This is a genomic window from Mycoplana sp. 10N416, from assembly GCF_056394765.1.
The window spans coordinates 336,116-360,734 of sequence record NZ_JBFTIM010000001.1; the positions used below are offsets into that span (position 1 = coordinate 336,116).

Here is a 24,619-nt window from a genome sequence, read left to right on the forward strand (position 1 = left end):
TGCCGTCCGGCTATGCCGTCTATTCCGTAACCGCCCGAAACCGCATCTCGGCTTTGTGGACCGCCTTCGCCCCCTCCCGCGCGATGCGAGTGGAACGATGCAGCAGGCTCACCAGGTGAAATCCATCGAGCGGCAGGCCGGCGTCGTGCAACAACGCGCGAACCCTTGCCGCGATCGTCTGCACCTCCAGGTGCCCGCCCCCCTTCGACCAGGCGACCAGCGTCAGCCAGTGCTCGTCACCCTCATCCGTCGATGTCGAGAGATCGCGGCTCTCGATCGCCTCGATGACGACCAGTGGCATTCGCTGCCGGTCGAGCAGCCGGTCGCACACGCCGTCCGCGCCGATCAGCGCCGTCAGCGCCGCGTCTTCGGAAAGCCGCCGGTGGATCGCCTTCTGCAGGGTTGCGGCAGCGCTCATCATTCCGTCTCCTCGCACTCGCAGACCATGTAGCGCGCCGTCTCGTCCGGATCGCGGAAGGTCCTGATCTCGAAGAGGCGCGCGCCCTTGCGAAGTCGCATGCCGCTCTGCAGGTCGGAGCGATGGCGCAACCAAATCCGGTGCGTCACCGTCATCGCCTGCGCGCCGGCATCCGAAACTCTGTCCGCGGTGACCGGCTCGATCCGCGCCCAGGCGGCGCCCACGGCCGCATGCGTCCGGATCACGCCGCCCTGGCCGTCCGCAACCTCCACCGCCTGCTCGATGGTCAGCCGCGCCGTGAAGGCGCCGGGATCGAAGACGGGTCGCTTCATCACAGCCTCCGCATCCGGAACGGCGCGATCAGCCGGTCGTAGCCGGCGGGCACTGCCCCCGGCTGATCGTCGGCAGACATCACCCCGCGCAGTTCGTACATCGCCGCCACGTGGATCATCAGCGCCCGCTTCAGCGTGTCCGGCACGTCCGTCCCCGCCTCGCCGAAGCCGGCGGTGAAGTCGATCTCGATCCCGTTCAGCGCCCTCCCCGGCGCCGGCAAGGCCGACATGAGAAGCCGCGCCGGCCTTGCATTACCATCGAGCACCGCACCGGTGAGACCGACTTCAAGCGGCGCGCCAACATTGTCGTAAACGGTAACGCCTTCAATTGCTTGCACCGGCCCCTTGGCAATCTGAATCACCCGTTCTTCCGGCCAGTCGTCGATGTAGAGCCGAAACGGGCGGGCGATCAGCGCCAGCCCCGTCTCACGTTCCAGGTGGTCCCGCGCGGTGCGGATCAGCGACCCGAGAAGTTCGTCCTCGGCACTTCCGTCCAGGCGCAGATGCGCCTTCACCTCGGCAAGCGTGATCGGCTCCGCCCCCGGCGGCATCAGTTCGACAATGGTCATGGCAGGTCTCGCGATTAAGAAGAAAGCGCAATTTCAAGAAGCAACACGCGGACAGGCGACCGCGGAAAAACGGACGGATGCGGCGGGAGGAAACCGCATCCGCCCTCGCCCCGGCGGCGGGAAACCGGCCGCCGGCACGAAACGGCAAAACACACATGGTCATTCCGGTTGTGGTCGCTTATGCCGAGCGTCGCCCCTCACCCTGGCCCTCTCCCCGCAGGCGGGGAGAGGGGACGCTTGCCGTCGCGGCAACACACCTTCGCCCCGCTTGCGGGGAGAAGGTGCCGGCAGGCGGATGAGGGGCAATCGCCCCCGCCACAATCAGCTCGCGGCGAACTTCACCAGCTTGATCGCCTCAAAATTCTGCACCCCGCCGCCGACGCGCTTGGTCGTGTAGAACAGCACGTAGGGCTTGGCCGAATAGGGGTCACGCAGCACGCGCACGCCGGTGCGGTCGACGACCAGGTAACCGGCACGGAAGTCGCCGAAGGCGATCGAGACGCTGTTGGCGGCGACATCCGGCATGTCCTCGGCCTCGACGAGCGGAAAGCCCATCAGCGAGGCCTGCTGGCCGGGGCCGGCCGGCGGACGCCAGAGATAGTTGCCGTCGGCGTCCTTGAACTTGCGGATTTCGCCCTGCACCTTGCGGTTCATCACGAAGGAGGCGTTCTGGCGATGCGCGGCCTTCAGCGCGTAGATCGTGTCGATCAGCGTGTCGGAGGGCCCCGCCGCCTTGAAGGCGCCGGCATTGCCGGTGGCGATGTAGCCGATATTGCCCCAGCTCCAGGCATTGTCGGCGACGTTGGTGTAGCTGAGGAAACCCTTCGGCTTATTGACGCCGTCGCCGGAAACAAACGCGGTGCCCTCCTGCTCGGCGAAGACGATGTCCACCTCCGAGGCGATCCAGCTTTCGACATCGACCGCCGCGTCGTCGAGCAGGGCCGCCGTTGCCGCCGGCATGGCATAGAGCTCCATCGTCGGGAAGGACAGCTCGGCAAGCTGCACCGTGCCGGTCTGCGGTCGCGCCGCCGTCTCCGCCACCCATCCGGCTGCCATGCCGCTCGTCGCGAACGGCTTCTTCAGCACCGCCGCGGACACCTGCCGCACGGTCGCAAGCGCGCGGATCGGTGACGCGGCCGACAGCCGGCGGCCGATTTCCGTGTCGGTCTCGGCCGGCACCAGGTAGCCGCCATCAGCCGCCGAACCGACCGACATCGCCTTGCCCTCGAGCTCGCGCAGCGCCGTCTCGTCGCCGCGGCGGATATAGGCGGAGAACGCCTGCTTGTGCTCGGCGGCCTCGATGCTGTCGCCCCCGCGCGACAAGGCCGGGCGCGCCTTCTTCAGCGCCAGATGGTCGAGCGCGCGCTTCTGCTCGTCCATCGCCTTGTTGATGCGATCCAGCTTGTCGCGGGTGACGACGTCAGCGGTCAGCTTCTGCTCGATCTCGCCGAGCCTGCGGTCGTTCGTTTCGTTGAAGGCCTCGAAGGCCTCCATGAAGTCGTCGAAGGCGGCCGTCATCGTTTCCGGCGCCGCCTTGATCTCGGGCGCGGTGGTCAGTTTCTCCATATCGATCTTCCTTGGCTTGCTAGAGTTTCAACATCCGCGCCGCCCGCCGCATGGTGCGGACCAACTCGGTTTCGCGATCGCGGAACCACCGCGCATGCTTCACGTTCGAGACCCGCGCCGACGGCAGCATCGGAAAGGTCACGATCGAGATTTCCCAGAGATCGGCCTCGAGGATGCGGCGCACCCCGGTCGAGCGATCCGTCCTGGACCGAACCGTCTGGAAGCCGATCGACAGCCCGTCGAGCGCGCCGGACTTCATCAGCTGGTGCACTTCGCGGGCCCGCGCCACGCCCGGCGACAGAACGCCCTCGACATAGAGCCCGTGCGCGTCCTCGCGGATCGTCCGCCAACGCCCGAGCGGCTCGGCCGGGTCGTGCTGGAACAGCATGCGCACGCCCGAAGGCCCGCGCTTCTCCAGTGACTTCGCGAACGCCCCCGGCTGGATCGCGTCCTTGCCGAGGTCGACCTCGCCGAACAGGCTCGCATAGCCGGAAAAGATCCCGTCGCCGGTCACGCCTGAAAGCGTCAGGTCCGCATATTTCTTCGTCCGCCAGACCGGCAGCCTGTCAGTGGTCATGGGGGGTCTCCGATGCTGGAACGATTTCTGTCTTCTGGCGTGCCTCGGCTGTCGAGCGAAAGCCTTACCGAAGGCCGTGACGTTGGATGCTTGCCCCTCACCCTGGCCCTCTCCCAGCGAGCGGGGAGAGGGGATCAACCCGCGGCGAACCGCAAAACCCTGAGAAAACTAAGACCTCGCGGCACGCTTCCTTCTCCCCGCCTGCGGGGAGAAGGTGCCGGCAGGCGGATGAGGGGCAACCACGATCTCAGAAACAGCCAAGGGGCGACGACCCGACTGGCTGCCACCGGCCGTCCCGCCGACCACTGATTTGCCTACTGCCGCATCCTTTCCGCCGCGCGCATCAGCACGCCGAGCCCCCACCAGGCCGTCAGGCTGGCGGCGGCGGAGCCGGCAAGCGTCACCTCATGGCGAGAGAGGAAGGCGGCGATGTCGAGCTTGGCGGCGATCCACACCCCCGTCGGCCCGCCGAAGATCATTCCGCACGCGACCCCGGTGAAGAAGCGCGAGGCCGCCTCGCGGCGCCCCTTAGGCAGCATGTAGACGAGCGACACGGCCGCCCCTGCAGCCGAGCCGACCCATCGCGCCGCCCAGAGCGGCGCGTCGTTTCCGAAGTCAGCCATTCGTTAAGCCTTTCAGATTATTCTGAAATTCGACTGAAAGCGGTAGTGGGTACCCGCCCTCGTGGCGGCGGCCAGGTCTCAGTCTGCGTCAATCTGAGAAATGCGGAGTCTTTTGAATCGCTTGCCTGCGTCTCTTCAGAGGTCGATTCAGCAATTGCACAGGACGATTCAACTGTCGCCCAATTCGATTCAGGGACCACCTTCAACTCGTTGTTTCCGCTATGTAAATTTTCCGATCAGCGGCGAAGAGCACCGCGTGTGAAGCAGGCTGACCGCTCGTGACGAAAGCCCGTGGCAGCCGTGATCAATACCCCACCGCCTGCCGCTTCTCTTCGTCGCTCAGAAAGCTCGCCGCCTCCACCCGCGCCCACAACTCGCCACGCTCGGCAGAAAGTCCCGACACCTGGTCGAGGTCGGGCGCAAGCCGCACCGCCGTCCCCCGCCCTTCCGACAGCCAGGCCGACAGCGCCGAAGCGGTGCGAAAAATCAGCGGCAGCACGGTCAGCCGCCAGAAGGCGCGGTTAGCCTCCTGGTAGTTGGCATAGGTCGCATCGCCCGGAATGCCGATCAGCATCGGCGGCACGCCGAAGGCGAGCGCGATATCGCGCGCTGCCCCGTTCTTCGCCTCGATGAAATCCATCTCGCGCGGGCTCATCCCCATCGCCTTCCAGTCGAGCCCGCCTTCCAGCAGCATCGGCCGGCCGGCCCGCGCCGGTCCGGAATAGCCGTCCTCCAGTTCCGCCTTCAGCCGATCATACTGGTCGGATGAAAGGTTGCCGCCGTCCTTCGGCTGGTAGACGAGCGCGCCGGAGGGCCGTGCCGAATTGTCGAGCAACGCCTTGTTCCAATGCGCCGCGGCATTGGAGAGGTCGAGCGCCACCGAAGCCGCCTCCAGCGGGGCGAAGCCGAGATGGTCGTCGAGCGGGTGGAACAGCCGCAGGTGCAGAACGCTGTCGCCCTCGCCCCCCGCCGCATCGCCGGCCGGATAGCGCCGCACCTGGGCGCCGACGCGATATTCGTAGCCCTCGGGCCAGCCATCGCGCCCCTCGATCACCCGCATCCGGTCAGGACGCAGCAGGTGCAGTTCGCGCAAGCCCGTCCCGATGCGGACGCCCTCGACGAAGGCATTGCCGGAAAGCACGAGGTGTCCGTAGAGCGCCTCGAAGAACTCGTTGCCGCCCATCCGGCCGTTCGGCCGCGCCAGCAGCGCTCCGAGCGGATCGTCCGCCAGTTCCTCATCACCCTGGTAGGTCAGCCAGGGCACGGAGGCCGCGGCTTCCGCGATCATCCGCACCGCCCGGTGCGCCACCGGATTTTTCATGAACCCTTCGCGGGCCAGCGAGGCGTAGCTGCGGCTGGACCACCGTGCCCGCCCCTCGGCGGTCAGGGTCACGAACCCGGTCGCCTTGGTCTCGGGAACGCCAACGCGGTTCGCCCCGGCGCGCCGCCAGGGCAGAAAGAACGGAAGTTTCATCGGAATGTCCTCGTTGATGGGCATATGCCGGCTCGCGGTCGCGACTACGAGCGTCGCGCGTACAGCCGCGGCAAGTGGGTATGCCGTCAGACCTGACCCGTCGGCGCAAGCCTCGCCCACAAGGCCCACGTCAGGACCGCGCCAAGGGCTGCGGAAGAGAGCATTTCACGCTTCAGGCGCGGCCAGCCGGCTCGATCAAGAGCCCGTCGTGTAGCAGATCGCCGAATAGTAGTGGCGGGCGTAGTCGGCAATCTCCTGCGCCCGATCGAACCCGTTGATGATCTGTCGCGCCTCGACCCATTCTTCCTTGCGTCCCTCGAAGAAATCTTTCAGCGCGTACCCGGTGTAGACGCCCTTGATCATGCCCTCGAACAGCATCGCCAGGGCCTCATCGAGTTTGAGCGCGTCATCCGGGGAACCGGCGATCTTGAACTTGGCGTAGTTCACCTTGCCGGTGATCTGCACCAGCCCGCGGCCGCGATAGCGCCAGCCGTCGCCACTCTTCTCGTCCCCGTTGCCGAGCCTGTTAGCGTAGACACGGTTGGCGATCTTGTCCGGCTTGCCGGCATAGCTCGCGGCTTCCTCGGCAGTTCGGAAATACTTCGGAAAGACCTCGAGCAGACGCTTGGCGGAGTAATTCAGGTCCTCCTCCACCGGCTGCATTCTCCGCCCGGTTTCATGGTAGACGGTCGCCAGCATGTAGGCGAGCCAGCGGTCGTCTTCCTTGGGAAGGCTCTTCTCCCAACGATCGAGGATTGCCGTGTGGCCGTCGACGGCCTCCTGGTCGAGGCCATGCTTGTAAAGGTGCATCCGCACCCGGTTGAAGAAGAACTTCCTGTTGATCGGCATTCTTCCCTCCATCCCCATCAATCCAAGGCGTAAAGGCGCGTGCAGCACGGTCGAGAATTGCTCCACCGCTCCGGTTGCGATCAATCGATGTCCAGTTGGCGAAGATTAAATCACGATCCGCGCAAATTTGCACGCATTAACTGTATTAATATAACAAAACATCTTATGATTGCATTACACGCCGCGGATCTTCGGCTCGCCCCGTCGGTCGAGCACCAGCGCCGTCAACACCCAGACAAGCGCGTCCAGCCGGTCGGGTGACCGACCGGAGGATAAGCCGTCCGGCCCGAAGTCGCACATCTGGTCCTCCAGCTCGGGAAAACTGCCCGCATGCACGACCCGGCCCTGCTCGTAGAGGGCTGCGACCGGCTCAGCCCGCAGGAACTTGCCGCGCGTCGCGCGCACCATCGTCACCGGCAGAACCGCATCGATGCTCCGCAACATGGCCGGCACCATGTCGCCGCCCTGGTTCACTTCGGCGACGACCCGGTCAGCGTCGAAGTGCCGGAAGGCGCGCACCACCGCGTTCGCCCAGCCAGCCGGGCTCGCCCCGGTCACCGAGGCATCCGCCAGCACGACCGCCCTGCCCGTTCCGTCCAGTCCGGCGACGACGATGCCGCAGCAGGATTGGTTCGATGCCGTCGCCGGCGGGTCGACCGCCACGACGATCCGGGAGAGCGGTCCCGGCAGACGCTGGCGCACCGCTTCGATCTGCGCCCGGCTCCACAGCGCGTCCTGGCGATCAGCGATCATCTCGCCGTCGAGTTCCTGGCGGCCCAGCCGCGTTCCGCCATAGCGCTCCGCCATCGCTTCGAGGAAGCCCGTGGCAAGGTTCCTGGCATTGTCGCCCGTTCGGATCCGCCGCAGCACGGTTCCCCGATCGGCCATCATCGCCCTCAGCAACGGGATCGGCCTGGGGGTCGTCGTCACCAGCGCCTGCGGCCGTTCGCCGACCCGGAGGGCAAATTGCAGCATGTCCCAGGTCTCCTGCGCGTGGCGCCACTTTCCCAGTTCGTCGCACCAGGCAAGATGGAATTGCGGCCCGCGCAGGCTTTCGGGATCCTCGGACGAGAAAATTTGCGCGATCGAACCGTTCGGCCAGACCAGCCGCCGGCGCGAGGCTTCGAACTCCGGGCGCTGTCCGCGCGCGATCCGGCAAATGCCCGATACGCCGTCGACCATCACCTCGCGCGCGTCACCCAGCGTTTCCGCCACCAGCGCGATCCTCAGTTTCGGCTCTCGCAGCGCGCTCTCGTGCACCCACTCGGCGCCGGCGCGCGTCTTGCCCGATCCGCGGCCGCCCATCAACAGCCACACCCGCCAGTCCCCCTCGGGCTCCTCCTGCGCCGGATGCCGCTCCATCGGCCAAAGCCGCATCGCCCGGCTGAGGACCTGTGCGGTGGAGGACGGGTCTCCAAAATCGAGTGGGCGGTTCTCCGGCGGGGCGTGCCCATCAGCGTCGAGCGGTCCCGGGCGAATGGAGGCAGCAGCGTCCGCATCGTACCCGTCAGCCACGGGGGCCGTTACAGCGCCGCCTTCGTGGCTGCCCCGCTCCAGGCGGTCGACCTGTTCGAGGACGCCCATTCGGAGCATCTCATGCCGTTCGCCGATCCGCTCCACCTCTGTTGCCATGCGGCCCGCCATGTCCTGGAGTGCGTTGCGAATGTTCCTTGCGAGCCGGCGCCGCTCACGGGCCGTTCGCTCCGTCTTCGCCAGCCCCCTTTGCCGGCCCCCTTTGCCGGCCCCATTCCCGGATCGGCGGCCGACCCCGTTCCGCATCGCTCATGATCGGCCTTCCATTGCTCGATGTAGGCTTGCACCTTCGCATTGACCCGGCGGTCGAACTCGGCGACCACCGCATCGTAGTCGGCAACCTCGCCGCGACGCTCGTCGGCATCGCGCCGCTCGCTTAGGATTGCGCGCTGCAGGCTGTCGATCTTTTCCAGCGTTCGCACGATCAGCGAAACGGCCTCGATCGCCGCCTTCGCGTCCGCCTGGGCAAGCTTGCGGTCTGCTTCGCCTTCGGCCGCATCCGCAACGTGCTCCGCCGTGCGGCGCTGGCTCTGGAACCGCTGGAAGCGCTCGCGCAGCTCCTTCGTCATTTCGGAGAGCATCGTCTGCATCTCATCGAGCGGGTCGCCACCGCTGTCCGCTTTCATGTCGAGGAGTACGGTCGCCGTTTCGACGCGGCCTTCTTCCCAGCGGTCCGGCCGTGTGCCGCCATCATAAGCAAGGTCTGTTGCGGGCACGCCGAAAAGGTCGGCATCGATGTCATCGAAGGTGTGCATGACCATTGCTCCGGAAATGAAAAAAGCGCCGCATTCCGGTGAGAATGGGCGCTTCTGCCTCAGCTCTGTGCCAGCCAGCCGGCGGGCGGATATCACCTTGGTGGAAACCGGTCGCTGTTGGGCTCCGGACTGGCCGAAAGCCTCCCGGCAAATCTGGCCGATACCAACGTTTGCGTCGTCGACGCGTTTCCCCGGTAGCGATCTCTTCTTCTTCCGGGACCTCGCCGCGACTTCCGGTCGTCGGGCGATCTCTCCGCCCGCACTTTTCCGACTGTAACCGAACACTAGCAAACCGCCGTCACGCTGTCAAGGATTTTTTTCCTATTTTGCGAGAAGCCCTTCTCGCGGCCGCACCTTGCTCCCTAAGCTGTTGCCTTCCGGGCGGACCAGATCCGTGCTACTTTTTTGCATGACGTCCGAGGATCTTGTTCAGATGGCGCTGGCCCTGCCCGGCACCGAGGAGAATGCCCATTTCGGCAAGCGCGACTTCCGGGTGGCAGGCCGCATCTTCCTGACCCTGCCGGAGGCCGGTCGCGCCGTTTGCAAGCTGACGCGCCACCAGCAGGCCATGCTGGTTGAAACGCAACCCGGCCTGTGCGCCGCCGTTCCCGGCGGCTGGGGCCACAGGGGCTGGACCTCTCTCTACTTCGACAGCGCCGAGGTCGACACCGTCCACCACATCGTCCAGACGGCCTGGCGCAATGTTGCACCCGTGGCCACCGCCGGCGAAAATGACGGTGCCACTAGGCACTGAGACGTCCGTTTGAAGCCACTTTCCACACCGAGGACAACGCGGCTGAAATTTGTGATTTCCTTTCTTTACCCGGGTGAATAAGAGTCGCGCTGGATCGCCGGGCCCTCGGCGATCCTCCATATTGAGACGAAAAGAGTCCTTTCACACGACTCAACCCAGGCAATCGAAAGCGAGCCTATGAAAATTGCGATGATTGGCGCCGGCTATGTCGGTCTTGTTTCCGGCGTCTGCTTTGCCGATTTCGGCCATGAGGTCGTCTGCGTGGACAATGTCGCCGAGAAAATCGAGGCGCTGCGCAAGGGCGAGATTCCTATCTACGAACCGGGCTTGCAGGAACTGGCCGCATCGAACAGTGAATCCGGCCGCCTGAATTTCGCCACGGACCTGGACGCGGCTGTAGCCTGGGCCGACGTCGTGTTCATCGCCGTTGGAACGCCCTCGCGCCGCGGCGACGGTCATGCGGACCTCACCTATGTCTACGCGGCAGCGCGCCAGATCGCCAAGGCCGTCGACGGCTACACCGTGGTCGTTACCAAGTCGACCGTCCCGGTCGGCACCGGCGACGAGGTCGAGCGCATCATCCGGGAGACCAATCCCGAGGCCGACGTGTCGGTCGTGTCGAACCCGGAGTTCCTGCGCGAGGGTGCCGCAATCGGCGACTTCAAGCGCCCTGACCGCATCGTCGTCGGCACCGAGGACCCGCGCGCCATCGCGGTGATGACCGAAGTCTACCGGCCGCTTCATCTCAATCAAGGCCCGCTGTTCTTCTGCGAACGCCGCACGTCGGAGCTGATCAAGTACGCCGCCAATGCGTTCCTCGCCATGAAGATCACCTTCATCAACGAGATCGCCGACCTCTGCGAAAGCCTCGGCGCGGACGTGCAGAAGGTCGCCAGAGGCATCGGCTACGACAAGCGCATCGGCGACAAGTTTCTCCATGCCGGCCCGGGCTATGGCGGCTCCTGCTTCCCCAAGGACACGCTCGCGCTCGTCAAGACGGCGTGCGACGCCGAAAGCCCCGTGCGCCTGATCGAGACGACGGTCGCCATCAACGACAACCGCAAGCGCGCCATGGCCCGCAAGGTGATCGCCGCCTGCGGCGGCTCGGTGCGCGACAAGCGGATCGCCGTGCTCGGGCTGACCTTCAAGCCCAACACCGACGACCTGCGCGAGGCACCGTCCCTCACCATCATCCAGGCCCTGCAGGATCACGGCGCCCGCGTCGCCGCCTTCGATCCGGAAGGCATGAAGGGGGCGGAGCAACTGTTGTCGGGGGTCGAGTTCGGCAGCGACCCCTACGCCATCGCCGCCGGGGCGGAGGCGCTGGTGCTTGTCACCGAATGGGACGCGTTTCGCGCGCTTGACTTCCGCCGGCTGCACGCAACGATGGCCTCGCCGATTTTCGTCGACCTGCGCAACGTCTACCCCCAGCAGGAAGTGCGACGGCACGGGTTCGAGTATGTCGGCGTCGGCCGCGGCAGCGACAGGGACTGATCATGCGTTATTTCATCACCGGCACGGCCGGCTTCATCGGCTTTCATCTCGCCCGGCGGCTCTTGGAGGAAGGACACGAAGTCGTCGGCCTGGACGGGATGACGCAGTATTACGACGTCAGCCTCAAGGAAGCGCGCAACGCCGCGCTCGCCCAGTTCCCGACCTACCGCTTCCATCGGCTCATGCTGGAGGAGGCCGGGCCTCTCAAGGAGGTTGTGGAGGCGGCCCAGCCCGACGTCATCGTTCACCTGGCCGCCCAGGCGGGGGTCCGCTACAGCCTGGAAGAGCCGAAGTCCTACGTGGACACCAATATCCTCGGCACATGGAACCTGCTGGAGGCTGCCAGGCTGGTCAGTGTCCGCCATCTGATGCTCGCCTCCACCTCCTCGGTCTACGGCGCCAACGAAACCGTCCCGTTCCGTGAGAGCGACCGGGCGGACGAGCCGCTGACGATCTACGGCGCCAGCAAGAAGGCGATGGAGGTGATGGCGCACAGCTACGCCCACCTCTACCGGCTGCCGACCACCGCGTTCCGCTTCTTCACCGTCTACGGCTCCTGGGGCCGGCCGGACATGGCGCTATTCAAGTTCACCAACGCCATCCTCGCCGGGCGCGAGATCGAACTCTATGGCGAAGGCCGGATGAGCCGCGACTTCACCTATGTCGGCGATCTGGTCGAGGGCATGCTGCGCCTGTCCGCCGTCATCCCGTCGGAGGAGAACCGCGTCCACGCTCCGGCAACGCTCGACACCCTGTCGCGCCAGGCGCCGTTCCGTATCGTCAATATCGGCGGCGGCCGGCCGGTCGGGCTGATGGATTTCGTCGCGACGCTCGAGGAAGCGCTCGGCCGGCCGGCGCGTCGCAAGTTCCTGCCGATGCAGCTAGGCGATCCGCCGCGCACCTTTGCGAGCCCCGACCTTTTGTTCGCGCTCACCGGCTACAAGCCGGCGACCACGCTCGCCGAAGGCGTGAAGGACTTCGTCGATTGGTATCGGGACCATTACGCCAGCCAGCCGGCGGCCCGCAGCTGACCACCAGCCTGAAGCCCACGTCGCCGCCGTACCGGCCGCGCCGCAGGGATGCTCGATCCGCGGCAATCGCTGGATGGTCGACGCTGCGTCAACGAACCGGCACCTTTTACCGAGGCTGACGTCGGACTATCTCGTTGTTATCCTAGCTTTGATCCAAGGCTCGGCCGGACTCGGCCGGCTGGCCAGCATTGAAACCGTCCAGGACCGATCATGACAAAGGCCATCGTGGCGCTGATTTCCTCCGAACGGTTCATGCAGAAACTGCGCCTCGGTTCCGGCCTCGTCATGCTCAGCTTCGTGGCGATGCACTTTGCCAACCACGCGACCCTGCTCATATCGCTCAACACCGCCGACCGGGTGCTGAAGGCGTTCTCCGCGATCTGGCGCAACCCGGTCGGCACGACCCTGCTCTACGGCGCCGTCGTCACGCACGTTCTCCTCGTGTTGCGATCGGTCTATCTGCGCCGCACGCTTCGCATGCCGCCGCGCGAGGCCGCCCAGATCGTGCTTGGCCTGCTGATCCCATTCCTGATCATCGAGCACGCCGTCCCCGCCCGTCTGTCGCAGCCGCTGTACGGAATCGTTGTCGACTATCGAACGGTCGTCCGCAGCCTGTGGGTGGTCAATCCGCTGCAGGGTGCCCGCCAGGTCATTGCCCTCCTGGTGATCTGGGCGCATGCCTGCATCGGCGTCTATTTCTGGCTGCGCTTTCGCAGTTGGTACCGGACCGCTTCGCCCTACCTTCTGACCGCCGCGATCCTCGTTCCCGCGCTGGCGCTTCTCGGCTTTGCCGAGGCCGGCCGCACGCTCGCCCACCTGGCGCGAAGCGCCCCGCAGCTTCTCGACCCCACCTATCCGCGCAGCCTTACGGCGCACGCTCCGCTGGTCGACCCGGCCATCGTCGCCGAGGGGCTCGGCCGCATCAAGGCCGGGCTCTACCTTGTCTTCCTCGGCGCGATCGCCCTGGTCCTCTTCCTCAGAAGACTGCGGATGCTGGCCGAGCGCGCCTCGCAGATCACAATCCGCTACTCGAACGGCGCGCTCGTGCGTGCGCCGCGCGGCCTGAGCCTGCTCGAGGGCAGCCGCTATGGTGATGTGCCGCATTACTCGGTCTGCGGCGGCAAGGGCCGTTGCTCGACCTGCCGCGTCCGTGTCCTCGAAAGTGATGCCCCGTTGCCGCCGCCGGGGCCGATCGAGGTCGCGACCCTCGCCCGCATCCATGCTGATCCCGGTGTCCGGCTCGGCTGCCAGCTTCACCCCACCGCCGATCTCAGCGTCGCCTTGCTGATGGCTCCCAACGCCGACGACGGCCTTCCCGCACCCATTGAACCGGTCCGCCCGGGCCGCGAGGAAGACATCGTCGTGCTGTTCTGCGACCTCAGGGACTTCACCGACCTGTCGGAAGCGCGCCTTCCCTATGACGTCGTCTTCCTGCTGAACCGCTATTTCGCCGTCGTCGGCCAGGCCGTCGAACAGGCCGGCGGCCGGCTGGACAAGTTCATCGGTGACGGCGCCATGGCCCTGTTCGGCCTTGGCGGCAAACGGGAGAACGCCAGCCGCCAGGCGCTGTCGGCGGCGGCTGCGATCGTGCGTGATCTCGGCCAGCTGAACGAAGAATTGTCACGCGACTTTGCCGTGCAACTGCGGATCGCGATCGGCATCCACACCGGCCCCGGCGTCGTCGGCGTCATGGGCTACGGGGCGACAAAAAGCCTGACGGCGATCGGCGACACCGTCAATGTTGCAAGCCGTCTCGAGACGACGGCCAAGGAGAACGACATCGCGATCGTCGTCTCCGAGCCCGCCCTGCTGCAGTCCGGCATGGCGGTCGACGGGCTGGAAAGCAGCGAGGTTGCCATTCGCGGCCGCAGCGCCTCGATGCGGGTCTACCTGATTTCCGAGGAACAGAGCCGGCGCTTCGCGACCTGACACGCTACGGGTCAGGAGATCTTGCGGTAGAGGAAATACCGGTTTGCCGGAACGCTTTCGGGCACCGTCAGAGATTGCAACGCCGGGTGCTCGAGCGGCAGGCCGCTCGCGGCAATCCCGCCGGTCGCCAGCATGCCGGCCACCATCTGCGGCAGCCAGGTCAGCGTCATGGCGTCCCTGTCGGCATAGCCCGTGCCGATGTCGGCATGGACGAGTGCTGCCGTTCCCGTCTCGAATACTTTGCCGGTCTCGTTGATCTCGCCCAGCACGAGGTTCTCTGCTTCCGGAACGGAGGACGCATGCGCCCGGCAGTCGCGATCGAAGGCGACGATCCGGCGGTCGGCAAAGCATTCGCGCAGGTGGTCGAATGTCCGCCCGTTGCCGAGGCCGATTTCCATGACCGCGCCGACGGGCGGCAGATCCAGATCGCAGCGGATATGATTGAGGATATCGCGCTGTGCCGTCAGGCGGCGGATGAAACTGTCGAGACGGCTCATTGCCCGTAAACTCTCCTATGCCTCATGCCTTGACGATGTTGTCGCCGTCGATCCCGCGCCGGGCGAAGGCGTTGCGGGTGTCGATGACCAGCGGTGACCAGCGCGCCAGCGCGGCGTAATCGATCGCGTCGTGATCCGTCGCGATCAGCACGGCGTCGTAGCCCGCGACCGTCGCCTCGTCCAGCGCCACCGATTGCCGTCCCTTCAGCGCCATGTATTCACGGGTTTTCGGGATCTCCGCCACGAACGGATCGTGATAGTCGGCCTCGCCCTTGCGCTCCTCGATCAGTTCGATCAGCTTCAACGAGGGACTTTCGCGAATGTCGGGAACGTTCTTCTTGTAGGCGAGCCCGATGACGAGGACGCGCGAGCGGCTGAGCGCCATGCCGCGCCGGATGTCCAGCGCCTCTGCAAGGCGGCCGACGACATGGCGCGGCATGCCCGAATTGATCTCGCCGGCGAGCTCGATGAAACGGGTGGGCAGCTCGAACTCGCGCGACTTCCACGTCAGGTAGAACGGGTCGATCGGGATGCAATGACCGCCCAGGCCCGGTCCCGGATAGAACGGCATGTAGCCGAACGGCTTCGTCTTCGCCGCGTCGACCACCTCCCAGATGTCGATGCCCATCGCCTCGTAGAGCACCTTCATCTCGTTGACGAGGGCGATGTTGACGGCGCGGAAGATGTTCTCGGTCAGCTTCACCGCCTCGGCGGTGGCGTTGGAGGACACCGGCACGATCGCCTTCACCACGGCGCCGTAGAAAGCCTGCATCAGCGCAGAGGCCGCCGGGCCGTCGCCGGCGACGATCTTCGGGATCGTCGCGGTGTCGAAGTCGCGGTTTCCAGGATCCTCGCGCTCCGGCGAAAACCCGAGGAAGAAGTCTGTCCCCGAACGAAGCCCGCCGGCCTCCAGGATCGGCCGCACCAGCTCGTCCGTCGTGCCCGGATAGGTGGTCGATTCCAGAACGACCAACTGGCCGGGGCGCAATGTCTGCGCCACCGCCTCGGCGGTTTTGATGACATAGGACATGTCCGGCTCGCGATGCTTCGTCAGCGGCGTCGGCACGCAGATGACGATCACGTCGCAGGCCGAGAGCTGCGAAAAATCGGTCGTCGAGCGGAACCGGCCCGCTTCGCTTTCAGCGTTCAAGGCTGCGTCCGGCACTGCTTCGATGTAGGATCGGCCGGCGTCAAGCGCGACGATCTTTGCCGGGTCGATGTCGAATCCGGTGAGGGAAAAGCCGTTTCGCGCAATCGTCATCGCAAGCGGCAGGCCCACGTAGCCAAGCCCGATGACGCCGGCGCGCGCGCTTTTCCGCGCAATGGCCTGCAGGAGATGTTCGGCGGAAGAAGGCAGCGAGGTCAAGCGTGCACCCGTTCAATCGTGAGCTATCCATTGCGGACAAATCCATTCGGCGTCAAGCACGCCGCGAATGACGGAAAATTGAAGCGAGAAACGGGAAACAGTTTTCTTTCTCCTCCTTCTGGTTTTGGGATGGCCCCTCACTTATATCATTCGGACGCGTCGCCCCGTCGGGCAATGATCGGGCGACGTGTTTTCGAGCGAAGCGGGCGGGCTCCACACCGACACAGGGACAAGCGATGAACACGCGCGTGGCCGACGTCTCAAGCATCCTCCTGGACCGCGTTTCGGCGTGGCTGAAAACCACCGCCCTGAGCGGCGAAAGCCTGGAATATCTGATCACAGGCTTCTGCGAACGGCTTGCCGCGGCGGGCCTGCCTCTGTTGCGTGTCCACCTGAGCTTTTCGATGCTGCATCCGCTCTACGACGCGCTGGGCTTCACCTGGATGCGCGGCCAGGGCGTCACCGTCGAAGGTTTCCGGGCGTCCGGTGCGGATACCGAGCCGTCCCGGTTCCTGCTCAGCCCCTATTACTACCTGCTCAACAACAACCTCGACCACCTGCGCCGCCGCATCGATCCGACGGCTCCGTCCGAGTTTCCGGTCTTCGATGACCTCAAGAAGGTCGGCGTGACCGACTACATGGCGTTCGTCCAGTCCTTCGGCGAATCGCCCGGCCAGGGCATGGTCGGCTCCTGGTCGACCGACGCCCCCGAAGGCTTCAACGACAACGTCATCGAGGCGCTTCTGAAAGTCCAGAACAGTCTCGCCGTTGCCGCCAAGATGGCCGTGCTCGGCAAGCTCGCCGACAACATGCTGATGACCTATCTCGGCGGCAATGCCGGCAGGCGCGTGCTCTCCGGCCAGATCCGCCGCGGCGACGGCGAGACCATCCGCGCCGCCCTGGTGATGGCGGACATGCGCCAGTCGACGGTTCTCGCCGAGAAGGAAGGCCGGCAGGCCTATATCGACACCCTCAACCAGTTCTTCGACGCCATCGCGATGCCGTTCAACCGCAACGGCGGCGAGATCCTCAGCTTCATCGGCGACGGGTTCCTGGCGGTCTATCCTTGCGGCCGCCACCGTGAACCCTCGCAGGTCGCGGCGCGGGCGGCGATGTCGGCCGTCCGCCTTGCGACGATGCGCATGAACGAACTCAACGCCAGGCGCCGCAAGGATGGGCTGGCGGACATTCGCTACGGGGTCGGCCTGCATGTCGGCAACGTCATGTTCGGCAATGTCGGGCTGAAGGACCGCCTCACCTTCTCCGCCTTTGGCTCGGCCGTGAACGAGGTGCAGCGGCTCCAGGGGCTGACGAAAAAGTATTCGCAGTCGATCGTCGCAAGCCAGACCTTCGCCACCTACTGCGGCGGAGAATGGGTCACGCTCGGCCAGGAGAAGCTGCGCGGCGTGCGCCAGAAGCTCACCGTGCTGTTGCCCGGCCAGACCAACCTCAAGCTCGACCGCGCCGAGGCGATGGAAGCCGTGGACCGCGACGGGCGTTCGGAAGCCGAGCAGGTCATGCTGCTCTATCGTGATGCCCGCTCGACGCCCAACGGTGAACAGAAATCGAAAGTGCCGATGATCGCACGCGGGCTCAATTAACGTCAGGCCCGGCACGGAACCCGTTTGCACGGCTCGATGGGGCTGGCGATCAGCCGAACCGGAGGTGGATAAGCGGGGCGAGGCGTCACTCGCGTCAGGCCGCCCGGATTTGAAAAAACGTCCGGGACTGATGCATGTTTGCCTCCCTCAGACAGATATCTCGTCACGAACAGGGATGATCCTGATGGGGCCTGACTCGAATGCGACGGGTGGCGAATCCAACGGGTCCGCCTGGGAGGCGAGACTGATCGATGGCTTCGAGGGCGACGGCTTCTCGCCCGCGGGCGGGCTCTACTATCGCGAAAATGCCGAGCAGAGCGCCGGCACCGTCGAGTTCCAGCGCGAGGTCACCCATGGCAGCGCGGGCGCGCTCAAGCTCAGCGTACGGCCGATCTGGAACGGCAAGCGCCATCGCAGCGAACGGGCGGAGGTGTGGGAACGCACGGCGCTGCGCGTGCCCTATGACAAGGCCGTCTGGTACGGCTTCTCGGTCCGCTTCGCCGACCCCATCCCGCAGGACGACCACCGGCATCTGATTGCCCAGTGGAAGCGCGAAATCGGGCCGGGGGCGAAAGGTGACTTCAGCCCCTTCCTGGCGCTGCGCCTCGTCCGGGGCCGGCTGTTTGCGACCGTCGAAACAACCTATCCGGTCGGTCAGAGCAGCCTTCCCGTTCCCGCCGGCACACCGGCCCTCACGCCGGTCTGGTTGCGGCCGGAAAAGCGGCAGATGCGTGCGCTCGTCGCCACAGACCCGCATTGGGAGCCGCACGACGGACGCCTTTTCAAGGCCCACACCGATCGGATTGCCATGGTCGACCGCGGCAACGGCCTGCCGGCGCCGCAGAGCGGCTGGATCGATTTTGCGGTGATGACCCGACCGGGGCCGGACGGCAGCGGGCACATCGAACTCTTCGCCAACGACCGCTGGGTCGTGACCGTCCGCGGCCATGTCGGCCACGCCGAACAGGGGCTTGGCGCCCGGCAATATTTCAAGTTCGGCCCATACCGCTCAGCCGCGCACGGCGGATGGTCGCTCTACTACGACAATTTTCGCCGCTCCACCCGCAGCGAAGACGTGCTGGGACCTTCCGGCTTGGCGGCGCTACGGGCCGCGACGGCGGCAGAATGAACTTCAAGCCATTGATTTTACGTCGATATAAAACGTCAATGTCAGCACGTGAGACTGTAGGCAAATACGATGGACAGGCCGCAAAGCCTCCGTTACTGTCTTGAATATAGGGCACAAAACGTAACCGAAGGATTTTCCGGGCATGATCTTAGGGGCGGATCTGTTGCGGATCGAAGATCTCAGCATCTCCTTTGCCATGCTCGGTGGGCAGGTCGATGCCGTGAAAAACGCGAGCCTGCGGGTTCTCCCCGGCAAGGTGACCGCGCTTGTCGGCGAGTCGGGTTCGGGCAAGTCCGTCATCAGCCAGTCGGTCATGCGCATCCTGCCACGCATCGCCACGGCCAGCGGCCGTATCCTTTTCAACGATCCGCTCACCGGCGAGCAGACCGATATCCTGCAATTGTCGCAGGATGGACCGGACATCCGCGCTATCCGCGGCCGGCGCATCGGCAAGATCTTCCAGGAACCGATGACCTCGCTGTCGCCGCTGCACACCATCGGCGACCAGGTGAGCGAGGTGCTCACCATCCACGAGGACATGAGCAAGGACGAGCGCTACGAGCGCACGATCGAAATGCTGCGGCTGGTCGGCTTCGCCAAGCCGGAGCGCGCCTTCAACATGTATCCGTTCGAGCTTTCCGGGGGCATGCGCCAGCGCGCCATGATCGCGCTCGCACTGATCTGCCGGCCGGCGCTGCTGATCGCCGACGAGCCGACCACCGCACTCGACGTGACGATCCAGGCGCAGATCCTCAGGCTTCTGAAGGACCTGCAGCAGGAGCTCAACATGGCGATGCTGCTAATCACCCATGATCTCGGTGTCGTCGCCAACGTCGCCGACGAGGTGGTGGTGATCTTCCACGGCGAGGTCATGGAGGCGGGTCCGGTCGAAGCCATCTTCCGCCGCCCCACCCACCCCTACCTCAAGGGCCTGATGGCTGCGGTGCCGCATTTCGACATGAAGCCCGGCGAACGGCTGAAGGCGTTGCGCGAGGTGCCGGTCAACGCCTCGCACCTGCTTGGCACCGCGGGTCCAAGGGAGCCGGCTGGCTCGGAGGTCCTGCTCTCGGTGCGCGACGTCAGCAAGTCGTTCCAGATCCGCAAGGGTGGCTTCTTCCGAAGGTCGGAAGAGGCGCCGGTGCGCGCGGTCGACGGCGTCAGCTTCGACATCCGCCGCGGCGAATGCCTCGGCCTCGTCGGCGAAAGCGGCTGCGGCAAGACGACCGTCAGCAAGATGCTGATGCGTGCCGTGACACCCGATTCCGGCTCGATCACCTTCAACGATCGCGACGGGCCGGTCGACGTGCTCAAGGCCGAGGGCGGCGACCTGCAGAAGCTGCGCGCCAAGATCCAGATGGTGTTCCAGGATCCGGTTTCGTCGCTGTCGCCGCGCATGACCGTGCAGAACATCCTCGCCGAACCGCTGGAGATCCACGACCGTGGCACGGCGAAATCCCGCCTGGAGACGGTCGGCGCGCTGATGGAGGTGATCGGTCTCAACCGGCGCTACCTGAACCGCTATCCGCATTCGTTTTCCGGCGGCCAGCGCCAGAGGATCGGCATCGCACGGGCGCTTGCGCTCGGGCCGGAACTGCTCATCTGCGACGAGCCGGTCTCGGCGCTTGACGTATCGGTGCAGGCACAGATCCTCAACCTCTTGAAGGATCTGCAAAAAGACCTCGGCTTGACCTATCTCTTCATTTCCCACAATCTGGCCGTCGTCGACTACATGGCCGACCGGATTGCGGTGATGTGCGCAGGGCGGATCGTCGAGCTTGCGCCGCGTGAAACGCTCATGCGTGCGCCCGTTCATCCCTATACGAAGTCGCTCCTTGCGGCTGTCCCCTTCCCCGACCTCGACCGGCCGCTGGATTTCTCGGCACTGAAGGCCGCGAATGCCAGCGACATGCGCAACTGGTCCGTCCAGTTCCAGCGGGATTCCGGTGGCGACGGGCTGACAACGGTGGATCTCGGCGACGGCCATCTCGTGCTGGCCCGCCGGACTGCGGATGTGAAGGAGCTGCGCCCGTGATCACGCGTCGAACCCTTCTCGGCCTGCTTGCCTCCACCTGCCTCCCCATATCGCTGGCGCGGGCGGCATCGCCGTCGCGCGAACCCGAATCCTTCAAGGACAAGCTCGCCGACGGCTCCCTGCCGCCGATGGCCGAGCGCATTCCGAAGGCGCCGCGCGTCATCAACCTGGCGGCCATGGGGCGGACCCCCGGCCAATACGGCGGCTCGGCACGCATGATCATCGGCGGCCAGAAGGATATCCGCCTGATGACGATCAACGGCTATGCCCGCCTGATCGGCATCGACGAGCACCTCGTGCTGCAACCGGATATCCTGGAGAGCTTCGAGCAGGTCGAAAACCGCGTCTACACCCTCCGCCTGCGCGACGGACATCGCTGGTCGGACGGCCACCCCTTCACCACCGACGACTTCGTCTACTATTGGGAAGACGTGCTCAACAACAAGGAGATGCGCCCGCGCGGGCTGCCGCTCGACCTGCTTTCGGACGGCCAACCGCCACACTTCGAGGTGGTCGACCGGCTGACCGTCCGCTATTCCTGGGACGTTCCGAACCCCGACTTCCTGCAGCGCCTCGCCTCGCCGCAACCGCTGACGCTGGCGCTGCCGGCCCATTACATGAAGCAGTTCCATCCGAAATATGCCGACCCCGAGACGCTGAAAAAGCTGGTCGAGGAGGAAGGCACCGACGACTGGACCGGGCTGCACATCAACCGCTCGCGCACCTATCGCCCGGAAAACCCCGACCTGCCGACCCTCGACCCGTGGCGCAACCTGACCGCGCCGCCGGCCGAACAGTTCATCTTCGAGCGCAATCCCTATTTCCACCGCGTCGACGAGACCGGCCAGCAACTGCCCTATATCGACCGGGTGCTGCTGAATGTCTCCGCCTCCGGCATCATTCCCGCCAAGGCCGGCGCCGGCGAGACCGACATCCAGGCATACGGCCTCGATTTCGCCGACTACACATTCCTGAAGGACGCGGAGGAACGCTATCCGGTCCGGGTCCGCCTGTGGGAACACACGCAGGGCTCGCGCATCGCGCTGCTGCCGAACCTCAACTGCGGCGACAGGGTCTGGCGCGACCTCTTCCGCGACGTCCGGTTCCGCCGGGCGCTGTCGGTGGCGATCGACAGGGAGGAGGTCAACAAGGCGAGCTTCTTCGGGTTGGCGCGCGAAAGCGCCGACACGATCCTCCCGCAAAGCCCCCTGTTCAAACCCGAGTACCAGCACGCCTGGGCGCAGCACGATCGCGACCTTGCCAACAAGCTGCTCGATGAGATCGGCCTCACCTGGAATGAGAACGAAGACTTGCGTGTGCTGCCGGACGGCCGGGAAGCGAGCCTCATCGTCGAATCGGCCGGCGAGAGCACGCTCGAGACCGACGTGCTGGAACTCGTCACCGACCACTGGCGGCAGATCGGGCTGAAGCTGCACGTGCGCACCTCACAGCGCGACGTGTTCCGCAGTCGTGCGCTTGGCGGCGAAATCATGATCTCGGTGCAGCAGGGCATCGACAACGGCATTCCGACCGCGGACATGTCGCCGTCGGCGCTGGCGCCGACCGGCGACGAGCAACTGCAATGGCCGGTCTGGGGCCTGCATTATCTCTCCAACGAGCAGAAGGGCGAGGCGCCGGACCTTCCCGAGGCAAAGCGGCTGGTGGAACTGATGAAGCAGTGGAAGCGCTCAACCTCGACGGCCGAGCGCGAGACGATCTGGACGGAGATGCTGTCGATCTACACCGACCAGGTCTTCTCGATCGGCATCGTCAATGCCACGCTGCAGCCGGTCCTCACCTCCAGGAAGATGAGGAACGTGCCGGAAAAAGGCCTCTACGGCTTCGACCCGACCGCCTTCATGGGCGTCTACATGCCCGACACGTTCTGGTTCGACGGGAGCGCCTAAGCGATGCTGAGATATATCCTTTGGCGCATCGCCGTGATGGTACCGACGCTCTTTTTGATCTCGGTCCTCGTGTTCACGATCATCGAACTGCCGCCGGGCGACTACTTCGAAAGCTATGTCTCGGAACTCCGGGCCATGGGCGAGGCCGCCGATATGGAGGAGATCGACGCGCTGCGCGAGCGCTACGGCTTCGACCAGCCGGCACCGATCCGCTACTTCCACTGGGTCGGCGGCATGCTCAAGGGTGATTTCGGCTATTCCTTCGAGTACCAGTTGCCGGTTTCCGAGGTGGTCGGCGACCGGCTCTGGCTGACGGTGCTGGTCTCCTTCGTCACCATCCTGTTCACCTGGCTGATCGCCTTTCCGATCGGCATCTACTCCGCCACCCACCAGTACAGCTGGGGCGACTACGGCCTGACCTTCATCGGACTGCTCGGCCTCGCCATTCCCAATTTCATGCTGGCGCTGATCCTGATGTACTTCGCCAACATCTGGTTCGGCACCTCGATCGGGCACCTGATGGACCAGCGGTTCCTGAACGAGCCGATGAGCTGGGATAAGGCGAAGTCGATCCTCGAGCATCTGTGGATCCCGGTCATCATCATCGGCACCGCCGGCACCGCCGGCATGGTACGGCGCCTGCGCGCCAACCTGCTCGACGAACTGCAGAAGCAATACGTGGTGACGGCGCGCGCCAAGGGCATGAACCCGTTCCGCGCGCTGGTCAAATATCCGCTGCGCATGTCGTTGAATTTCTTCATCTCCGACATCGGCTCGATCCTGCCGCAGATCATTTCCGGCGCTGAAATCACCGCCATCGTGCTGTCGCTGGAAACCACCGGACCGATGCTGATCAAGGCGCTGCAGAGCCAGGACATGTACCTCGCCGGCTCGTTCCTGATGTTCCTTGCCTTCCTCACCGTCGTCGGCGTGCTGATCTCCGATATCGCGCTCGCCATTCTCGATCCGCGCATCCGACTCCAAGGCGGGAGCACCAAATGAACTCTCCGCTGCCGCCGTCCGGCTCCCCCCTGCAGCACTACGTTTCCACCGCGCCCTTCGACCCCTACTCGGTCGAGGCGATGACTGCCGGGCAGGCGAAGGTCTTCCAGGCCTCGCAGACGCGGCTGATGTGGTGGAAGTTCAAGAAGCACCGGCTGGCGCTCGCCTCCGGCATCTTCCTGCTGGCGCTGTACCTGATGATCGTCATCGCCGAATTCCTGGCGCCCTACAACCTCCACACGCGCAACATGGATTTCATTCATGCCCCGCCGCAGCGGGTACGCCTCTTCCACGAGGGCCAGCTCGTCGGTCCGTTCGTCTACGGACGCGAGATGAAGCTCGACATGGACACGCTGAGACGTGTCTACAGCGATAATCGGAATGACGTTCAGCCGCTGCGCTTCTTCTGCTCCGGCGATCCCTACCGCTTCTGGGGTCTGTTCGACGCGAGCCTGCATCTGGTCTGCCCGGCCAAGGACGGCGAGATGTTCCTGCTCGGAACCGACCGCCTCGGCCGCGACGTGCTTTCGCGCATCATCTACGGCGCCCGCATCTCGCTGACGATCGGCCTGATCGGCATTGCCATCAGCTTCACGCTCGGCATCGTCATCGGCGGCCTCGCCGGCTACCACGGCGGCTACCTTGACCTTTTCGTGCAGCGTATCATCGAGGTCCTGCAATCGATCCCGAGCATTCCCCTGTGGATGGCGCTGGCGGCGATCATGCCCGTCAGCTGGAGTCCGATCCTGGTCTATCTCGGCATCACCGTCATTCTCGGCCTGCTCGACTGGACCGGGCTGGCGCGGGCGGTGCGGTCAAAACTGCTCGCGCTGCGCGAGGAGGATTATGTCCTGGCGGCCCAACTGATGGGCGCGAAAAGCAGCCGCATCATCGGTCGCCATCTCGTGCCCGGCTTCATGTCGCATCTGATCGCCTCGGCAACCATCACGATTCCCAGCATGATCCTCGGCGAAACCGCCCTCAGCTTCCTCGGCCTCGGCCTGCGCCCGCCGATCACCAGTTGGGGCATCCTGCTCACCGAGGCACGCAGCGTCAGCGTTATCGCCTTCTACCCATGGCTGCTGTTCCCCATGATCCCCGTCATCCTGGTGATTCTCGCTTTCAACTTCCTGGGCGACGGGTTGCGGGATGCAGCCGACCCCTACAAGTAACAAAATTGT

General features: G+C 65.2%; 22 protein-coding genes. 10 read left to right on the plus strand and 12 right to left on the minus strand.

Annotated elements, in window-relative coordinates; genetic code table 11:
- Positions 1 to 19: 19 nt before the first annotated feature.
- The 10 genes from AC1DDS_RS01570 to AC1DDS_RS01615 form a co-directional block, all read right to left on the minus strand.
- Positions 20 to 418 carry a DUF3168 domain-containing protein gene (locus AC1DDS_RS01570; protein ID WP_477477287.1) on the minus strand — a complete coding sequence of 133 codons (399 nt, stop codon included), beginning with the start codon at positions 416 to 418 and terminating at the stop codon, positions 20 to 22.
- Positions 418 to 750, minus strand: coding sequence for a phage head closure protein (locus AC1DDS_RS01575; RefSeq protein WP_477477288.1), 333 nt, complete (start codon positions 748 to 750; stop codon positions 418 to 420). The genes AC1DDS_RS01570 and AC1DDS_RS01575 overlap by 1 nt, the downstream gene beginning before the upstream one ends.
- A complete protein-coding gene (locus AC1DDS_RS01580) occupies positions 750 to 1,319 on the minus strand; it encodes a head-tail connector protein (protein ID WP_477477289.1) in 570 nt (189 codons plus the stop codon). Before AC1DDS_RS01580 ends, AC1DDS_RS01575 begins: the two co-directional genes overlap by 1 nt.
- A 321-nt stretch (positions 1,320 to 1,640) precedes the next feature.
- A complete protein-coding gene (locus tag AC1DDS_RS01585) occupies positions 1,641 to 2,885 on the minus strand; it encodes a phage major capsid protein (protein WP_477477290.1) in 1,245 nt (414 codons plus the stop codon).
- A 19-nt stretch (positions 2,886 to 2,904) separates the two neighbouring features.
- The gene (locus AC1DDS_RS01590; RefSeq protein ID WP_477477291.1) at positions 2,905 to 3,462 is read right to left on the minus strand and encodes an HK97 family phage prohead protease; all 558 of its coding nucleotides are present in this window, start codon (positions 3,460 to 3,462) and stop codon (positions 2,905 to 2,907) included.
- 314 nt (positions 3,463 to 3,776) lie between these two features.
- Positions 3,777 to 4,085 carry a DUF6107 family protein gene (locus AC1DDS_RS01595; protein ID WP_477477292.1) on the minus strand — a complete coding sequence of 103 codons (309 nt, stop codon included), beginning with the start codon at positions 4,083 to 4,085 and terminating at the stop codon, positions 3,777 to 3,779.
- A 304-nt stretch (positions 4,086 to 4,389) separates the two neighbouring features.
- Positions 4,390 to 5,559, minus strand: coding sequence for a phage portal protein (locus tag AC1DDS_RS01600; protein ID WP_477477293.1), 1,170 nt, complete (start codon positions 5,557 to 5,559; stop codon positions 4,390 to 4,392).
- A gap of 195 nt (positions 5,560 to 5,754) precedes the next feature.
- On the minus strand, positions 5,755 to 6,408 hold the full coding sequence (locus tag AC1DDS_RS01605) for a hypothetical protein (RefSeq protein ID WP_477477294.1): 654 nt from the start codon (positions 6,406 to 6,408) through the stop codon (positions 5,755 to 5,757).
- A 174-nt stretch (positions 6,409 to 6,582) separates the two neighbouring features.
- Positions 6,583 to 7,785 (minus strand): DNA-packaging protein, encoded by a 1,203-nt coding sequence (locus AC1DDS_RS01610; protein ID WP_477477741.1) that lies wholly within the window; start codon positions 7,783 to 7,785, stop codon positions 6,583 to 6,585.
- Between the two features lie 146 nt (positions 7,786 to 7,931).
- Positions 7,932 to 8,696, minus strand: a complete 765-nt coding sequence (locus AC1DDS_RS01615; protein ID WP_477477295.1) for a hypothetical protein — start codon at positions 8,694 to 8,696, stop codon at positions 7,932 to 7,934.
- Between the two features lie 409 nt (positions 8,697 to 9,105).
- On the opposite strand from AC1DDS_RS01615, the gene AC1DDS_RS01620 reads away from it, so the two are divergent.
- The 4 genes from AC1DDS_RS01620 to AC1DDS_RS01635 all read left to right on the plus strand — a co-directional run bounded on the left by AC1DDS_RS01620 (position 9,106) and on the right by AC1DDS_RS01635 (position 13,904).
- The gene (locus tag AC1DDS_RS01620; protein ID WP_310418839.1) at positions 9,106 to 9,450 is read left to right on the plus strand and encodes an MmcQ/YjbR family DNA-binding protein; all 345 of its coding nucleotides are present in this window, start codon (positions 9,106 to 9,108) and stop codon (positions 9,448 to 9,450) included.
- 177 nt (positions 9,451 to 9,627) lie between these two features.
- On the plus strand, positions 9,628 to 10,944 hold the full coding sequence (locus AC1DDS_RS01625; protein ID WP_477477296.1) for a UDP-glucose dehydrogenase family protein: 1,317 nt from the start codon (positions 9,628 to 9,630) through the stop codon (positions 10,942 to 10,944).
- A 2-nt stretch (positions 10,945 to 10,946) separates the two neighbouring features.
- Positions 10,947 to 11,975, plus strand: a complete 1,029-nt coding sequence (locus tag AC1DDS_RS01630; protein WP_477477297.1) for an NAD-dependent epimerase — start codon at positions 10,947 to 10,949, stop codon at positions 11,973 to 11,975.
- Positions 11,976 to 12,185: 210 nt separating this feature from the next.
- Positions 12,186 to 13,904 carry an adenylate/guanylate cyclase domain-containing protein gene (locus AC1DDS_RS01635; RefSeq protein ID WP_477477298.1) on the plus strand — a complete coding sequence of 573 codons (1,719 nt, stop codon included), beginning with the start codon at positions 12,186 to 12,188 and terminating at the stop codon, positions 13,902 to 13,904.
- Positions 13,905 to 13,915: 11 nt separating this feature from the next.
- Here AC1DDS_RS01635 and AC1DDS_RS01640 read toward each other — a convergent pair whose 3' ends face one another.
- Together AC1DDS_RS01640 and AC1DDS_RS01645 are read right to left on the minus strand one after the other, a co-directional pair.
- Positions 13,916 to 14,401, minus strand: coding sequence for a class I SAM-dependent methyltransferase (locus AC1DDS_RS01640; RefSeq protein ID WP_477477299.1), 486 nt, complete (start codon positions 14,399 to 14,401; stop codon positions 13,916 to 13,918).
- A gap of 22 nt (positions 14,402 to 14,423) precedes the next feature.
- Positions 14,424 to 15,767, minus strand: coding sequence for a nucleotide sugar dehydrogenase (locus AC1DDS_RS01645; RefSeq protein ID WP_477477300.1), 1,344 nt, complete (start codon positions 15,765 to 15,767; stop codon positions 14,424 to 14,426).
- Positions 15,768 to 16,003: 236 nt separating this feature from the next.
- Between AC1DDS_RS01645 and AC1DDS_RS01650 the strand changes: the two genes are divergently transcribed.
- The 6 genes from AC1DDS_RS01650 (at position 16,004) to AC1DDS_RS01675 (ending at position 24,610) form a co-directional block, all read left to right on the plus strand.
- The gene (locus AC1DDS_RS01650; RefSeq protein ID WP_477477301.1) at positions 16,004 to 17,368 is read left to right on the plus strand and encodes an adenylate/guanylate cyclase domain-containing protein; all 1,365 of its coding nucleotides are present in this window, start codon (positions 16,004 to 16,006) and stop codon (positions 17,366 to 17,368) included.
- A 184-nt stretch (positions 17,369 to 17,552) separates the two neighbouring features.
- Positions 17,553 to 18,497, plus strand: coding sequence for a polysaccharide lyase family 20 protein (locus tag AC1DDS_RS01655; protein WP_477477302.1), 945 nt, complete (start codon positions 17,553 to 17,555; stop codon positions 18,495 to 18,497).
- A 142-nt stretch (positions 18,498 to 18,639) separates the two neighbouring features.
- Positions 18,640 to 20,529, plus strand: coding sequence for an ABC transporter ATP-binding protein (locus AC1DDS_RS01660; protein WP_477477303.1), 1,890 nt, complete (start codon positions 18,640 to 18,642; stop codon positions 20,527 to 20,529).
- Positions 20,526 to 22,436: an ABC transporter substrate-binding protein gene (locus AC1DDS_RS01665; RefSeq protein WP_477477304.1), complete on the plus strand. Its 1,911-nt coding sequence runs from the start codon at positions 20,526 to 20,528 to the stop codon at positions 22,434 to 22,436. Before AC1DDS_RS01660 ends, AC1DDS_RS01665 begins: the two co-directional genes overlap by 4 nt.
- A gap of 3 nt (positions 22,437 to 22,439) precedes the next feature.
- The gene (locus AC1DDS_RS01670) at positions 22,440 to 23,438 is read left to right on the plus strand and encodes an ABC transporter permease (RefSeq protein ID WP_477477305.1); all 999 of its coding nucleotides are present in this window, start codon (positions 22,440 to 22,442) and stop codon (positions 23,436 to 23,438) included.
- A complete protein-coding gene (locus tag AC1DDS_RS01675; RefSeq protein WP_310417802.1) occupies positions 23,435 to 24,610 on the plus strand; it encodes an ABC transporter permease in 1,176 nt (391 codons plus the stop codon). Before AC1DDS_RS01670 ends, AC1DDS_RS01675 begins: the two co-directional genes overlap by 4 nt.
- Positions 24,611 to 24,619 lie beyond the last annotated feature (9 nt).